Raw genomic sequence first — 15,939 nt, 5'->3', positions numbered from 1 at the left:
TTGCTACTTAAAGAAAATCGCCGAATCATACTGGCTTCAAAGTCACCTCGCCGCAGTCAATTATTGAAAGAGGCAGGCTTACCATTTGAAGTCAAAACACTAGAGGTAGAAGAATCCTACCCTGATAGTATGCCCGTAGAAGAGGTGCCCGTTTATTTAGCAAAGAAGAAAGCTCGAGCATCTAAGGTCTTTCTAGAATCCGATAATGATATCATCCTTGCTGCCGACAGTGTAGTGATTCTAAATGGTAGCATTTTTGAGAAACCACAAAATGAAGAGGAGGCTCATGCAATGTTGGCTGAATTATCTGGTCAGGAGCATCAAGTTATCACTGGTGTTTGTTTACTCACCAATAAGGAAGAGATCGCCTTTGGTGACTTAACCAAGGTCAAATTTGCCCCATTAAGCAAAGAAGATATTCACTATTATGTAAGTAACTATCAGCCGTTTGACAAAGCGGGATCTTATGCGATTCAAGAGTGGATTGGACTCTGTAAAGTAGAGAAAATTGAAGGTACTTATGCTAATGTAATGGGCTTACCCGTTGAACGTGTATGGAAAGCACTACAAAATCTATTGAGCTAAGTCAGCGCCTCTTACAAGTCAGTGTTTTTACCCTGCTTTTAAGTCGAGCCTGGCAGTATTTGTATTGGGATAGCCCTTTACGTACACTGCTTTGGGATGAGGACTTGGTATCTTCATATGTCATGCGCCTAGGCTGGACTTGGAGCGAATGGGTGAGCTCACCTCAAGCGAGCCTTTACATCGACCAGATGACTTTTATGCTTGGGATAGGTTTTCTTATCGCAGCATTAGGAGCATTGTCTTTTAACAAATTTCCTTCTGTCAGTTATTCTCTGCTAATTTTAGGCGGCTTACTTTGTTTGTTTCATGCCTTGTTGGACACTAAAGATCACTTTGGAAGACTAGGCCATTTCGCAGAACTAAGTTTGCAGTGGATGAGCCCCTTTTTATTGGCATTCTTATTGTCAAAACTTTACACAGATAAGAGGTTTCATTACTGGGTTAGACTAGCCATTGCGCTCACTTTTATTGGACATGGACTTTACGCCTGGGGTTATTATCCCGTACCTGGTCATTTTCAACAAATGATGATCAGTGGCTTTGGCGTGACAAACGTACAAGCTCTTTTTTTACTAAAAATCGCTGGATTTTTAGATTTCCTGGCAGCGTTTCTTCTTTTTGTCCCTTTCAAAAAATGGGCACATACTGGTTTGTATTACATTATCATTTGGGGCTTCCTGACAGCCTTAGCTAGGGTATGGAGCCATATGGAATTAAGTTCGTTGAGCAATTTGTTTACTTTTTGGCTCCCCGAGGCAACTATTCGCACGGTACACTTCCTTGTACCACTTGCTTTATTATTCTGGTGGAAAGAAAAAAAGTGGTACTTTAAAAAGTGACACTGCTTCCCTTTTTTAAGTCTAAAGAGAGATATTTGTTACTTAGTCAAACCACTAGTCATGAAAAAAGTCCTTTTGCTATTTCCTTTCTTATTGTTGTTAATAAGTAATGGGCTAAATGCCCAAAACGTTGACAATAGAAACAGTTTTGCTATTCGCTATATTGGCAGTAATTATCAATGGCCATTGGAAGATATTTCCGCCTTGAATTTGGATGACTTTAATTCCGGTTTTGAAGTGGAATATTTCCATGCACTTGGCAACCTTTTGGATATCAGTTTCCCCCTAAGGATTGCGAGTGCTCAACTTCCCCAAAACGCAACGGGTGATCCTACTCGCCAGGCGCTTAACATTGGATTGGATGCTTTGCTGAATCTGAATATCTACAAAGGAAAAGTTTTCCGTCCGAGAGTATTTGCTGGCGTAGGAGGCTTGGTGGAAAACTCCGAGAAACTGACGCTTGACATTCCTTTAGGTATAGGGTTGGATATTCTCTTATCTAAGTCGACTTACCTTAGTACAACTGCTGGCTATCACCTCAACAACAATGATTTAAGGGATCATCTTCAAGCTGGCCTTGGTTTACGCATAATGATCGGCGAAGACCCTAACCAAGTTCCTGAAGTCGCCGACCGTGACAATGATGGCATTCCTGATGCTGAAGATCTTTGCCCCGACCAAGCGGGTACGCTTGCCCTAAACGGCTGCCCCGACCGTGATGGCGATGGTGTTGCTGACGGTAGCGATAGCTGCCCGGATTTAGCAGGAGTACTCAAGCTAAAAGGCTGTCCAGATACTGATAGCGACGGCATTGCAGATAAAGATGATGCGTGTCCTAATGAGGTTGGCCCTATTAGCAACAAAGGCTGTCCGGTGACCGATCGCGACAGTGATGGTGTTGCTGATGTCGATGACCTTTGTCCGGATATAGCGGGAAGCGCAGCTACAATGGGTTGTCCTGATCGGGATGGAGACGGTATTGCAGACAAGGATGATGACTGCCCTAACCAGCCTGGAACAACAGCTAATAATGGTTGCCCAGATTCCGATGGGGACGGAATTGTAGATCGCTTAGATTCATGTCCTAATCTTGCTGGACCAGCTGGTAATAAAGGTTGCCCTGAAATTGCTCAAACAGACCGTGAGGTACTCGCTGAAGCAGTACAATCCATCGCCTTTGAAACGGGTAGTGCAACCTTGCGAAGTGAGTCTTACGCTATTTTGGACAAGGTTGTGGATATACTACAGCGATACGCTGGCTATAAGGTTCGCATAGGGGGACACACGGATTCTATTGGATCTGCTGGTGACAATCTAAGTCTTTCAAAACGCCGAGCTAAAGCTTGTTACGATTACCTCTTGAACAAAGGAATTAATGTTACAAGAATGTCGCACGAGGGCTATGGCGAAACTCAGCCTATTGGCGACAATCGTTATGCTCCAGGACGTGAACAAAACCGCAGGGTTGAATTTGATTTGTATATAGAATAAATTTTCCCGCCCACATAAAAATCCCGCTGCCTAATTTCTTAAGCAGCGGGATTTTTTTTATTCAGCCTGTTGAAAGCTAAATTACAAAGCTTGCTGTAAAGCAGCTTCAATCGCAGCAGCGCCACGTAAATTCACAGCCGCAATCTTTCCTTCACGATCAATAAGGAAGGTACGGGGGATACTAGACACGCCATAAGAACGGCCGGCAGCACTTTCCCATTTTTTAAGGTCGCTTACATGATACTCCCAAGCAAGTCCGTCTTGCTCAATGGCATTCACCCAGCGTTGCTTCTGGCCTTCCATTACCCGATCCATGTCTTCTGGCTTGTAGCGGGCCTTGCTACGTGTATCTAAACCATCAAGAGAAACACTGTAAACAGTAAATCCCTGAGCTTTATAACGGTTGTATACCTCTACAACATGTGGGTTCTCTCGGCGGCAAGGGCCACACCAGCTTGCCCAAAAATCAAGAAGGACTACTTTGCCACGAAGATCAGAAAGCGCATATTCTTTACCATCCGGGCTCGACATGCGAATATCTGGCGCTTGCATACCTACTTGAATAGGGCCTGCACTACGTTGCTGCTGTGATAATGCCTGTTGTTCAATATTAGTAATATGTGCAGCATAGGCAGCTGTACCTTCAGCATCAGGATAAGCCATTGTCAGGCGTTCTAATGCTTTCTTTTGAGTAGGTATAAACTGACCATTGTTCCCCAATGAAGTGAAAGCAATGTATGCAGCAAGATGAGGGTTGCTTACACTGTCTACAAAAGCTGCAATGTCTTCCGGCTTATATTCCCGGCGAAACAAGCCTTGCATTGTTTGCGTTAGCGTTTTTGAGTCGCTTGAACCTGTGATTTCAAAATTATACGTTTGTAAATTTTCCAAATTGCCATCTAGCACCACATGAGATTCAGTGCCATCAAGGACGAAGTTTACTTTCTTAGCACCGATTCTAAGGTTATAGATACCAGCAGGTAAGCCATCAGGAAAAGCAAGGCTAAAACTACCATTTGCTCCTAAATCTGTACTTTGTAGCGGTGTACTTGCTTTGCCCAGGCGTACCTCATCTACAAACACCTGTAGATTTGTAGCGTTTTCAATATTCCCTTCTATGGTTAGGCCTTGTTCTTGACAAGCTTGGGTTATTAACATAATCAGCAGGAATCCGCTGAAACGTAGTATCGATTTCATAATCTATTTGGTTGATCAGAATTAATAATATTATTGCTCAATAAGCTCACCGAGGGTATGGTCGTAAGTAGACTTCCATTCTCTAACAGCTCCAAAGTCCTGTCCATCAATAGCAACGTTGCCTGCTACCGTTTGGCCAAGCTTCGTATTAATAATGTTTTGGGCTTTCAAATGGTTGAGTAAAGCCTCTTCTTGCTCAGGCTTAACCGCAACCATCACCCGACTTTGGCTCTCTCCAAAGAGGAACGCATCTTTGCGGATACTCGCATCTGTATTCACTTCAAAACCAATACCTTTTGGCATTGCTGCTTCCATCAGTGTAACAAATAGGCCACCTTCTGAAACATCATGACAAGCGTCAATTAATCCAGCTTTGATGATCTTAGAAACTTCCTGCTGCAGTGCATACTCTTCCTCTAGGTCAAAGTGAGGAACCGGAGATTGTTCAACACCGTGAATAAGCCGCAGGTATTCTGAACTTCCCAGGTCTTCCCGGCTTTGGCCTAGCAAGTAAATAGACTGGCCTGCTTCTTTAAAGTAAAGCGTCATTGCCTGATCGTAATGATCTAAAAGCCCCAGCATTCCAATGGTAGGGGTAGGGTATACTGGTTCCGTTCCATTTTTATGAACAGACTGGTTGTAGAAGCTTACATTACCTCCTGTAACAGGGGTGTCAAACTTGCGACAAGCTTCCCCCATTCCTTTGATGGCATTTACAAACTGAAAATAAACTTCAGGGTTGTAAGGGTTTCCAAAATTCAGGCAATTAGTAATTGCTACAGGAAGGCCACCAGAGCAAACAATATTCCTTGCTGCTTCTGCCACTGCAATCATTGTTCCCTTGTAAGGATCGGCATATACGTAGGCAGAATTACAATCTGTCGTTACAGCCAGTGCTTTGGTTGAGCCTTTAACTCTTACCAAGGCGGCATCGCTAGGGGCGTTTGTTCCCATGGAATTGGTACGAACCATGCTATCGTACTGCTCGTAAATCCAACGCTTAGAAACGATATTTGGAGAAGCAAAAAGCTGCTTTGCTGTCGCCAGGGTATCATCAGGCGTAGTAATAGATTCCTGATCAAAAGCGGCAATCTTATCAAAGTATGCCGGACGAGTATACTCTCTTTCGTAAACAGGAGCACCGCCGCCAAGTACCAATGGCTCAGCAGGAACATCGGCAACTTTCTTGCCCTCATAGAAAAACTCTAGGCGACCGGTATCTGTAACAACACCAATTTCTTCACATTCTAAATCCCACTTATCAAAAACATCAAGAAGCTTTTGTTCTTCGCCTTTTTTAGCAACAATCAGCATTCTTTCCTGACTTTCGCTAAGAAGAATTTCAAAAGGCACCATATTGCTTTGGCGAGTAGGAACTTTACTCAAATCAATCTGCATACCAGTGCCACTTTTAGCACTCATTTCACTGGTAGAACAGGTAATTCCCGCAGCTCCCATATCTTGCATTCCTACTACAGCTCCGGTCGTAATAACCTCCAGACTTGCTTCTAATAACAGCTTTTCCTGGAAAGGGTCACCTACTTGAACCGCTGGTAGATCGTCCGCCGAGTCCTCGGTAAGGTCTGCAGATGCGAAAGTAGCACCGTGGATACCATCTTTGCCGGTAGCGGAACCAACGATAAAGACAGGGTTACCAGGCCCATCAGCACTCGCCGAAACAGTTTCACCTGCTTTAACGATCCCCACAGACATGGCATTAACCAATATATTTTGGTTGTAACAGCTGTTGAAGTAGACTTCACCACCTACGGTTGGGACACCAAAACAGTTACCATAATCACCAATACCACTCACAACTCCTTTGACAAGGCGACGCGTATGAGGTTCTTTGATATCACCGAAACGCAGAGAGTTTAAAGCGGCAATAGGCCGAGCCCCCATCGTGAAGATATCTCTATGAATTCCTCCAACACCAGTAGCAGCACCTTGGTAAGGCTCAATGGCAGAAGGGTGGTTATGAGATTCAATCTTAAAGGCACAACCAAGGCCATCGCCGATATCTACTAGTCCTGCATTCTCTTCTCCTGCTTCGACCAATAACCTTGATCCATCGCGAGGAAGGGTCTTTAACCAGGTGATAGAATTTTTGTAAGAACAGTGTTCTGACCACATGACCGAGAAGATACTCAGTTCAGTAAAATTGGGCTCACGGCCCATGATTTTATGAATTTTTTCAAATTCTTCGGCATTAAGTCCCAAGTTTTTGGCGACTTCCAGATTGACAGCAGGTTGCGTAGTTGGCATGAGTTGAAATTTTGCGAGGGCAAAGATAGCATAGATAGTGCATTACCTCAAAGTTAGCTCTATATTTGTGTGTTGATTTTGGTTAAACTTATGATAAAATTGATTCTCTGCCAATTTCTGTGTTCGTAGGTCAAGCTCAAGCAAAATAAGACGCCTTAACTGTTCTTAATCATTTTTACTTGAGCTTGAACACAAAAACGCCTTGAGAACAACAACATCCAATTAATGAATAATTTCTCTTTTTTCCTGGGTTTACTCTTCGCTTTTAGTACCCTTACGATTGCTGCACAAACAGATCAATTTCGTGTTGGTTTCTATAATGTAGAAAACCTCTTCGACCTAGAAGATGACCCTGTTAAACTGGACGATGACTTTACACCAACTGGAAAAAAACAGTGGACACAAGAGCGATACGACAAGAAAACAAGCCAAATAGCACAGGTTATAGAAGGTTTGGCGTTTCCTTCTGTTATGGGATTTTGCGAAATTGAAAACACTACTGTCCTAAAAGCAATAGCGGCCGAAAATCGTTTAAAAGAGCACACGTACCAAGCTGTTAGCTACGATAGTCCTGATGTCAGAGGAATTGATGTAGGCTTACTTTACGATGAAAATGATTTTGAGTTGATCTCCTCTCGGCCTATACTGATAGAATTCCCTCTTTGGCTAGAACCTGAGGGATACACCAGCAGGGATATTCTTTATGTCCAGTTGAAGCGTAAAGAAGGGGAGGACATTTTTCATTTTTTTGTCAATCATTGGCCATCTCGCCGTGGAGGAGCCGAAGCAAGCGAACACCGCCGTCTTTGGGTCGCCTCTCATCTCCGTCGCGAGGTTGACGTTATTCTTGCAGCCAACCCAATGGAGAAAATTATCATTATGGGTGACTTTAATGACGAACCAGTAAATACCAGTGTAACATCTGGTTTGGGCACGGTAAAAGTAGGTTCTGGGCCACAGCTACCTGGGCTTCTCTACAATCCCTTCTTAGCCATCAATAACGAAGAAGAAGGTTCTTACAATTACAAGGGTGATTGGAATGTTCTTGACCAAATCATCTATGCAGGGTTACAAACCCCAAATAAATGGGAGGTTGCTCAATTCGGAATTTTCAAAAAGGACTGGTTATTGTATGAAGGAAAAAGCCCTAATCGTACTTATGGTGGCCCTAATTACTATGGTGGATATAGTGACCACTTGCCCGTTTATCTAGATGTAGTACGAAAAGTAGAGGAATAGCGTCCAACAAATGCCTCAACTGAACTTTTGGCATTCTACCGAAAGTTCAGTTGAGCTATTTTTTACCTTTAACACTTTTCCAGAATTCACTGAAAGAGTTGAACTCTTTTCGCCAGCTGAGCCCCGTGCCCACCTGTATGCGACGGTCACCGCCGATATCTTGATCACGGCGTTCATAAAGGCGAATCTTGAGGTCTCGGTTTTCGCTGATCGCATATTCGAGTACAATATTTTCGCCAAAAAAGGTGCCATTGGTGGTAGTTTGCCCAAATTCAAAGTTACCACCAATATCAAGAGAGAGTCGCTCATTGAGTAATCCTGAGCGCAAGTTTATTTCGACGGCATCCCCAAAGGTAGTACTCTGGCTGTTGGTTAAATCCTCACTGGTTACCCGGTTGTAATCAAATTCGAAATCCAGGCTGGAGATGGTTTTTCCATTCCCTACAACCTCGCTAAACAAGTCGGTAAGTAGTAGACTCAACTGATTGCTAAAGTATTCACTAAGCGTATTTGCGAATAACTCTGTGCTGTTAAAGGATAAATCAGAAGGCAAAAACTGCCCCAATACAATTAATCCGAAGACTTGTTTATTCATCTCGTTTTGCTCTTGACGCAAAACATTCAACTTATTTTCTGCCAAGTTGGCCATAATTCCCTGAAGGTTAGGAAATCCAATATCAAAAGAAATTGCAGGAGAGAAGAGGTCACCTTTCAAGCCAAGGATCAGATTGACATCCGTAGCTTGTTTGGCCTGTAATTGTTCAGCAGGTGGCGCATTTACCAGGTATTCCTGGATGAAGGTTGTCAAAGAAGTCTTTAAATCCTTGTACTCTGCGGAGATGTCAATTTGAGCATTGAGGGGGTCTCCATTCCAATTGATCTTTCCTCCGGGACTGATTCGAAAATCCTTGTTGATTACATCATAGAGGGTGAATAGATAATTTCCGCTAGAGACGGTTATGTCACCATACATTTGGAATTCCTCTGCTCGGGGTAGTAGTATACGCAAGTTGCCGCGGCCACGCCCCTTCAGTATATCCCCTGCTTTTTCATCAAAAATCAACTCCAATTCCGCAACTTCTGTAACCTGGAGGTCCATTTCCAGGTTAAGTCCTTTAATTTTGGTGTTAGTGCCGGTAGAGGTCTGTTGGGTTCCCTGGTGTTTATTGATGAATTTCACAAAATCCAGATCGTTGCGTTCTGCCTGATCGGTGACGGGGATTACGATATAGGTACTATCTCCGACAGTACCATTTATATAAATATTAGGTCTTTGGAAATCTCCTGAAAAAACGACTTCCCCCGACCCAATGGCTCGCCCGTAAAAAAGGTCGTTATCGCCTTTTGCCAGATCAATGCCTAAAAAGCGGCGGGTTTGCATCCGCGCAGCCAGTCCCATGTGGCGAAGGTTCTCGTGCGTAATTCCTCCTTCGACAACTGCGCTGTTTCCGTATTTGTCATAAATCACTGTCCCTGTGGCATCAAACAGATCAGGGGTCATTTTTATAATACCCTCCCGAAAGGTGTAATGGGTCTTTAATGCATTGAGTGTAAAACCACCGTTACGGGCGACGATGGCACCTGTCGCACCGAGTTCATTGGTCAGCCCTTTGATTTGTAAATCTGCGCTAAAGATGCCGTGGGTTTCAGACATTCCTCCTCCCAGCCAGTATTCGGCAATGGAGAGCGGGAAGCCCCCAAACTTGGCGTTAAGGTCCAGGTAGTTTTTTTGACGAGGCAGTGGGATTTGGCGGCGAATGACGGATTTATCACCAAGATCAGCGAGGTTGTATTTTGCCTGTACTTCCATCCAGGTGGAATCTTTGCGTAGCGTAACCAAAGCATTCAACCGACTCTTGATATTCGGTGCAGTAGCCTCCAAACTAAATCGACCAAAATTGTCCTTGTTGATATAGAAGTCTTCACCTGTCATCACCGCATTAAGGCCTTCCATTTTGAAAACATCGTCCACCTGAACGAGCATGTCAAAATTACCGGAGAAATTCAAAGGGTCATAATCCCATAAGTCGTCGAGGAAACTAAAGTGAAAATTGGCCAATTGGACGCGTAAGCCTTTGTTACCGTTGTTTCTAATATGAATTTTCCGATCCTGGTTACTCAGTGAAAAATTTTCGGCAGAAATCTGTCCTTGCCCAAAGCGAATAAGGTTGTCTTCATCAATTGCCCATGGCGTTTGTAGTAAACTCAGGTTTGATCGCCTTAACTGTAAAGCATAATCAACCGAATCCGGCAAGTAGAATAGGCCATTGAGGTTGACTTGATCGAATAAATTAGGAGTGTCTGTACTAATATTTATCGCAAAATCAATCGTATCAGACTGAAGAATACTCAAAAAAGTAAAGGTATTGAGGCGAGGTTTTCCATTGATAATGGTAGAGTCAATGACAATATCCAAGTCGCCTTCACTTTTTAGGGCATCCATGTGTACGTAGACGTCTGCAAGCCTTATTTTATCATAAGTGATCTGTGGGACTTCCAGGTAAAAAATCAGCGAGTCGTTGTTGCCATTGTAACGGCCATTAAGATCAATGTCCTGTAGCATTCCCAACTTGGGATCGACCAAATAATTCAAGCCTTTGGAATCTGCAAGATGAAAATCAAAAGAAAATTGATTAACATCAGGAATTCGGCGAGGTTCTTTGAAACCAAGGCGGCCAGCAAAACCGGGGTAATTCCGCAATAAAAACAACTGAAGGGAGGCCGGCAGTTCATTTAAGTCATAAGCGCCGCGAATTTCGCCGCGGGCAATATCGGAGTCAAGCCGAAATACCTTTTCACCATCCTGAGCAAAGAAAGTAAAAGCCCTGATGTACTCTATATCGTATTCTTCCTCTTGATTCTTGGTAAGTTTGATGTTAGATAGGTTAACATCCCCTTCCATTTTCGAGAACTGTGTATTTCTGAGCTTCAGGTCAATATCTCCCTGAAGGACTAAATCAGCGGGTGAAAGGTTTAGCGGCTGTAAAGCCAGGCGGTTCAAAGCTGCATTAAAGTCAAAGGTAGGAACGGTATCCGTGAAATCAATCTCTCCGGTAAAGGCAAAATCTATGTTTTCATCTTTAATACTTAGGTCTCCGTTAAAGAAATTTTTGTTTAGCTGCCCTGTAATCGAAGCATTCTCGTAGGTATAATCTTTGATGGTAATGCTTTCAATAGCTGCAGTAAGTTTTGCGGAGGCCAAATCACCGGTAAGCCCAAAACCATCTTCGACTTTAGAATTGAAATTTACTAATCCAAAGGCCGAGTTACTTGTCCAGCCACCAAGGTCGAAATCTACCAAATTAAGGTTTCCACTGTAGCGCGCGCGCTGGGCTCCTTCCGTAAGGACCATTTGCATATCCAGACTAGCTTTCCCCAGGTCTGTACGCAGATTACCGTCGGCTACAAAATCTACAAAGAAGCCAATAAAACTACCGTCAAAGGACAAACGCCCAAGTTTGTCAAAATTAGGAGGAGGGTTAAAATTGGGAATGAGTTGCCGCAGGGTTCTAACCTGGGTCGTAAACTGTTTTAAGTCCAAGGTCAGAAACTCTTCATTTTTGACCGCTAGGTTTCGAGAAGAGAATTTCCCTTCCAACGTTGTGCCATCAGCCAGATTCAGTTCTAAATTACTCCCTCTTAAGTTATTAACTGTTCCCCGGATGCGGCCATCGATCTGGAGGTTTGTGTTTTGATTGGTGGAGAAGAAAATATTATCGTTAAGTTTAGGGACAAAGGCCATAATGTCTTTCAAGGTCACATCTGCATCATTGAAGCGGGCATCCATTCTCACTTCATCCTCGAAGTAGGCCCAATCGGCAAATGATTTATACTGAAAACGAAGGGTATCCCCCAAACTGCTGGTTGGCGTGATAATCGAAAGGCCATTGAGCGTCATTTCCCGAGGAGAAACGATCGCCTCTTTGGCAGACAAACGCTCTAGCTGAAAGCCACTACGGTCTTTTGCTGCGATCCAATTGACTCGCCCCTGGTATTCGTCACCGAGTAGATGAAAGCTATCTATTTCAACCTGGAGGTCATAAAGATCCAGGTGTTTTAGATCAAGTTGATCCGCTGCCGTCAATTTTACCGGTGCTTTGCGGTAGTTGTGGTGCCTAAATTGTCCTCGGCTAAGCTGAAATTCCCCGATGCTCAATTCAAATAGTGAATCATCGGTGCTTGCCTGGACTAAAGAGTCTAATATTTCCAGCGGTTCAGGAATAGGGGGCCCATTCCACGAATTAAGGGTGACAACAGGGCGGCGAATATTTATAGAGTTAACATCTATTTTTTGAGCAGCCAAGTCCATATTATTGACATAAATTTGGCTTTCTGTCAGATATACGCCCAGGTAGCTGCCTTTGAGGCTATCATTTTGGGTAAACTGAACATCTTTCAAGTAGAGTTCTTTCAAATTAAATGGCAAGGGGCGCTTGCTTGCTGTATCAACCTGGGCCTTCGGAGGAAACAATTTAAGGAGGGTAACCTGAAGATTGGATAAGGAATCCCCTAAAGCTCTCTGAATATTGAAACGAGCGCCTTGTAAATCAAGGGCTTCTATTTCTATTCCCCGACGATAAATAGCTAAAGGACTAAGATTGAAGTCAGCTATAAGATGCCCACTGGCCAATAACGTATCTCCATAGGAATCTTCAATATAGAGACTTTGCAGGGTTAACTCATCGAACCAGGCAATTTTTACACTTTCCAGTGAAACCGGGGTGCCTAAGGTCTGTTCCATCCGCTTTACAACGTACTGGGCTATTTTTTGCTGAACAAAAGGTAACTGTAAAGCTATGAATATGGCTAAAAAGGACAGCGCAATCCACCTTAAGACTTTTACCCACCAGCGCTTTTTCCGAGGCGGAGGGCCATCAGGTTCAGTTACAGGATCAGTAATTGGAGTAGTTGTATCGCTCATTAATATTCAGCTCACAAAGATAGAACCTTAAGTGCAAGAAATAAGTGTTATCTCGTCATTAATATAACATCATTTTAACGCTATCGGTTAAGTACCTTTTCTTGAATAAATGACAGTGCCCGCCGCTCCGTCCACCAACTACCGTCTCTGTTAGTCGAATAGAACCCACAATGGCCCCCAAAAGAAGGAGTTTCAAGATAAACAGAAGGATGGTTGGCTGCCAATTTTTCCGGATAACAAGTAGGCGCCAGAAAGGTGTCATCCAGGGCATTAATCAGCAGCACTGGCCTGATAATATTGGGCATAAAGTGAATACTGGAGCAAGATTTCCAATAATCCTGGGCGCCGCTATAGCCATGAATAGGGCCGGTAAACTGCTCATCAAATTCGTAAAAGCTGCGTGGCAATGGCCCGGAAAGATCAAGGTGAGTAGGGTAGAGGCTAGTCTTTTCTACCAGCTTGGCGTTGAGGGTTTTTAAAAATCGCTTAAGGTAAATCCGGTTACGCCAATGGGCGATTTCAATATTAGCGGCTGGAATATCACAGGGCACAGAAAAGACTACGCCACCTTTAATCTGGCTGGGTAAGTGATTACCACTTTCACCAAGATATTTAAGAACGACATTACCTCCCAAGCTGAATCCTGTCAATACTATTTCTTCGTAATACCCTAACTGCAAAACATGATTTATTATTAATGACAAATCATTGGTCTCGCCCATGTTGTACATTCTCAGGCGGTTATTCAGTTTTCCACTACAGGAGCGAAAATTCATCCCTAATGTATCCCAATCGTTTTTACCAAAAAAAGAAAAGAGTCCTCGCAGATAGTGCCGGTCGGCATTACCTTCCAGGCCATGCAATCCAATGAGTAATTTTTTGGATGAATTCTTTTGCCAATCCAGGTCAAGGAAATCTCCATCAGGTGTGTTTATCGTTTCTCTTTCGTAAGCAATAGAAGGGACTTTCCGAAAGAGCGCCGGATAGATGGTATTTACATGAGCATTTGTAAAGGGCCAGCTGGCTTGATAGGAGGACCCAGATAGGAGCGGCATAAATTATTGATTAGTAATGGGGTGAAACTTAAGGAGCCTTAACTGCCTATCTGTACTATCCAATTGTTGTTGCAAACTATCAAGCAACTGCGTGGCACCAGTACTGTCAATAAGTAACTCATCTACGTAAACAAGGAATCCCTTACCTGTACCGCCCAAACAAGGAGGCCAAACNGCAGTAGCAGAAAGACCTAAATCATTTAGTTCAGATAAACGATTACGAGCACCTGCAAGTTGGCTATATACAGAATCCGCCAAGAGGTAAAAAGTAGTATGAAGGTTATTATAGCGATCACAACTGTAATAAAGTGCAACCTCTTCTCCTGGATTAGCTGACAGTATTCTTAATGGAGGAGCAGCAACATCTCGCGAATCATCTGTTTCCTCTGCCTGAATCATTCCCGAAAATTGTTCTTCATTAAAACGCATCTCGTAAGGCGTAAATGTACTATCATAAAAACCTGCAATGGGAGCATCTACAACAAAGTATTCTGGTTCCCGTCTTTCCCCTTTGTTTTCAGCAATGACCTCTTTTCGGTATCGTTTTTCGTTAGGGAAAAAAGTGGGCAATTTTTGGTGTTCAATTTTAATCAATATGCTGGTGATCAACAAACCCAAAAGTACCAACGCCCATTGGTTGTAGTACATTCGGGGAAACCACCGAAAATAGCGGTTTTGAACAGGCAGTAACCGTTCACGTAATGCTTTCTTGACTTTCGCCCACGGACCCAAGGTCATAGATTGTAATCTCTTCTGCCATTCTCCATGAGGTAAAAAATCAAATACCGAACGAGCGGGTACAAAAATCTCAGCGCGGCTAGGAGCCATAATTAATTTGGGCAACCGCTGCGCGTTAATCTCCACCAAGCCAAAACCAAAGCGGGAACACTGCCGGATGAGTTCACGTCGGTACTTCCCTTTCATCCCACTAAAGGCATCGTAGCCAAAAGCAATCCACTGATCATTGGCCTTGTATTGTTTGAATTGCTCAATAGCAAAAATATATCTGTAGCGAGGCAATCTTCGGAATGCCACAAAATAGATAGACATCCAAAGCGGTAAACTGAGCAATAAATAAAGCAGGCGCAGGTAAAAGTCTTCGGCAGCCAGTGGATACCAATTTGCAATATGCGCAATTGCTAAAAAAGTAGGCAGAAATAGACAGGCAAAGGCCATACTGTCCCATAAAACATGACTAAGGCGTGGTCGATAACAAATTTCATCCTTTGTAGCTTGTGAGCTGGCTTCAAAAGTGGCGGTAAAAACATTTCCATCCTCTTCTGTGAAGTGCAGAAAACCATCAGCAATAATATTGTTGGAGCCACGCATATCGGTTCCTGTAAGCGTAGCGGTATTAAATGCGCGTGGACGTAACCGGTAGAAGCTCTTGAGGTAACCCAAGGCTATTTGTTTGATGGTATTTTCTGAAAGAGAAGACATCTATACGCCTGTTGTTTTTACATCCTCCATCATTTTCCAAATTTTTATTACCTCAGCGGCTTCTTTCACGTCGTGTACTCTAAGGATTTTGGCATCATTCTGCAAGGCCAAGAGATGTACGACGGAACTTCCATTAAGGGCTTCCAAGGGGCTGCAATTTAAGAGTTTATAGATCATTGATTTACGGGATACTCCTATCAAGACAGGGACTTCCAGTATCTGAAAGAGATTTAGGTCATTCAGAAGTTCATAATTTTGGCGGATGGTCTTGCCAAAGCCAAAGCCAGGGTCTATTACAATGTCTTTGACTCCTTTTTGGCGGAGGAGGGTTACTTCAGTGATGAAAAAGTCAAGAATTTCCTGAACAATATTTTCGTAATCCACCTGTTTTTGCATCGTTTCAGGCGTTCCTCTCATGTGCATTAAGACATAGGGGACGCCCAACTCAGCAATGGCATCATACATTTCAGGGTCAATGCGACCAGCTGAAATGTCATTAACAAGAGAAGCACCTGTGGCTACCGCTTCTTTGGCAACTTTGGCATGCACGGTGTCGATGGAAACAATTGCTTCCGGGAAGCGTTGCATTATTGCTTTTATAGGAGCTATTACCCGGTGTAACTCTTGGTCGGCACTAATAACTTCGGCGCCAGGGCGAGAAGACATGCCTCCTATGTCAAGCAAGTCGGCACCATCGGCTAACATTTTTTCTGCTGCACGCAAAATATCGTCCAAACCTTCCTGACGGCTATCAGCATAGAAAGAGTCTGGTGTGACGTTGATCACTCCCATTATTTTGGGTGTACCCAAATCCAGCAATGTACCGTCACAATTAAGTGTTTCTTGTGGAAAAATCATATCCCACCGTTTGGTGCGCGCTAAAGTTATTAAATTTGCTGCACAAGAC

9 protein-coding genes are annotated in these 15,939 nt (G+C 43.5%); 4 read left to right on the top strand and 5 right to left on the bottom strand.

All coding sequences use genetic code 11. The features are described from left to right. From A3EU_RS0128345 to A3EU_RS33430, 3 genes are read left to right on the top strand one after another with little or no spacing between them, the layout of a single operon-like run. Positions 1–585, top strand: coding sequence for a Maf family nucleotide pyrophosphatase (locus A3EU_RS0128345; protein ID WP_020539569.1), 585 nt, complete (start codon positions 1–3; stop codon positions 583–585). Further along, on the top strand, positions 555–1,424 hold the full coding sequence (locus A3EU_RS0128340; RefSeq protein ID WP_020539568.1) for a hypothetical protein: 870 nt from the start codon (positions 555–557) through the stop codon (positions 1,422–1,424). The genes A3EU_RS0128345 and A3EU_RS0128340 overlap by 31 nt, the downstream gene beginning before the upstream one ends. A 60-nt stretch (positions 1,425–1,484) precedes the next feature. Then, entirely contained in the window at positions 1,485–2,915 is a 1,431-nt protein-coding gene (locus A3EU_RS33430; RefSeq protein WP_020539567.1) for an OmpA family protein, read from the top strand. An 81-nt stretch (positions 2,916–2,996) separates the two neighbouring features. On the opposite strand, the gene A3EU_RS0128330 is transcribed toward A3EU_RS33430, so the two are convergent. Beyond that, positions 2,997–4,112 (bottom strand): peroxiredoxin family protein, encoded by a 1,116-nt coding sequence (locus tag A3EU_RS0128330; RefSeq protein WP_020539566.1) that lies wholly within the window; start codon positions 4,110–4,112, stop codon positions 2,997–2,999. A gap of 30 nt (positions 4,113–4,142) precedes the next feature. After that, positions 4,143–6,377, bottom strand: coding sequence for a phosphoribosylformylglycinamidine synthase subunit PurL (purL, locus tag A3EU_RS0128325; protein ID WP_020539565.1), 2,235 nt, complete (start codon positions 6,375–6,377; stop codon positions 4,143–4,145). 225 nt (positions 6,378–6,602) lie between these two features. Here purL and A3EU_RS0128320 point away from each other — a divergent pair, with 225 nt between their 5' ends. After that, positions 6,603–7,616 carry an endonuclease/exonuclease/phosphatase family protein gene (locus A3EU_RS0128320; RefSeq protein WP_020539564.1) on the top strand — a complete coding sequence of 338 codons (1,014 nt, stop codon included), beginning with the start codon at positions 6,603–6,605 and terminating at the stop codon, positions 7,614–7,616. Positions 7,617–7,671: 55 nt separating this feature from the next. Here A3EU_RS0128320 and A3EU_RS0128315 read toward each other — a convergent pair whose 3' ends face one another. From A3EU_RS0128315 to folP, 3 genes are all read right to left on the bottom strand, one after another. Next, entirely contained in the window at positions 7,672–12,537 is a 4,866-nt protein-coding gene (locus tag A3EU_RS0128315; RefSeq protein ID WP_020539563.1) for a translocation/assembly module TamB domain-containing protein, read from the bottom strand. Between the two features lie 80 nt (positions 12,538–12,617). After that, positions 12,618–13,592, bottom strand: coding sequence for a YheT family hydrolase (locus A3EU_RS0128310; RefSeq protein ID WP_020539562.1), 975 nt, complete (start codon positions 13,590–13,592; stop codon positions 12,618–12,620). A 1,440-nt stretch (positions 13,593–15,032) separates the two neighbouring features. Further along, positions 15,033–15,890 (bottom strand): dihydropteroate synthase, encoded by an 858-nt coding sequence (folP, locus tag A3EU_RS0128300; protein WP_020539560.1) that lies wholly within the window; start codon positions 15,888–15,890, stop codon positions 15,033–15,035. Positions 15,891–15,939: the final 49 nt, after the last annotated feature.

The sequence above is a fragment of the Lewinella cohaerens DSM 23179 genome (genome assembly GCF_000379805.1).
GTDB lineage: Bacteria > Bacteroidota > Bacteroidia > Chitinophagales > Saprospiraceae > Lewinella > Lewinella cohaerens.
This window is presented reverse-complemented; position numbering and strand designations above follow the sequence as displayed.

What these genes read in the sequence shown, in the direction of transcription:
- A3EU_RS0128330 (WP_020539566.1), bottom strand. Translation starts at nt 4,112, where the DNA reads ATGAAATCGATACTACGTTTCAGCGGATTCCTGCTGATTATGTTAATA.
- A3EU_RS0128320 (WP_020539564.1), top strand. Translation starts at nt 6,603, where the DNA reads ATGAATAATTTCTCTTTTTTCCTGGGTTTACTCTTCGCTTTTAGTACC.
- A3EU_RS0128315 (WP_020539563.1), bottom strand. Translation starts at nt 12,537, where the DNA reads ATGAGCGATACAACTACTCCAATTACTGATCCTGTAACTGAACCTGAT.
- A3EU_RS33430 (WP_020539567.1), top strand. Translation starts at nt 1,485, where the DNA reads ATGAAAAAAGTCCTTTTGCTATTTCCTTTCTTATTGTTGTTAATAAGT.
- folP (WP_020539560.1), bottom strand. Translation starts at nt 15,890, where the DNA reads ATGATTTTTCCACAAGAAACACTTAATTGTGACGGTACATTGCTGGAT.
- A3EU_RS0128340 (WP_020539568.1), top strand. Translation starts at nt 555, where the DNA reads ATGGAAAGCACTACAAAATCTATTGAGCTAAGTCAGCGCCTCTTACAA.
- purL (WP_020539565.1), bottom strand. Translation starts at nt 6,377, where the DNA reads ATGCCAACTACGCAACCTGCTGTCAATCTGGAAGTCGCCAAAAACTTG.
- A3EU_RS0128310 (WP_020539562.1), bottom strand. Translation starts at nt 13,592, where the DNA reads ATGCCGCTCCTATCTGGGTCCTCCTATCAAGCCAGCTGGCCCTTTACA.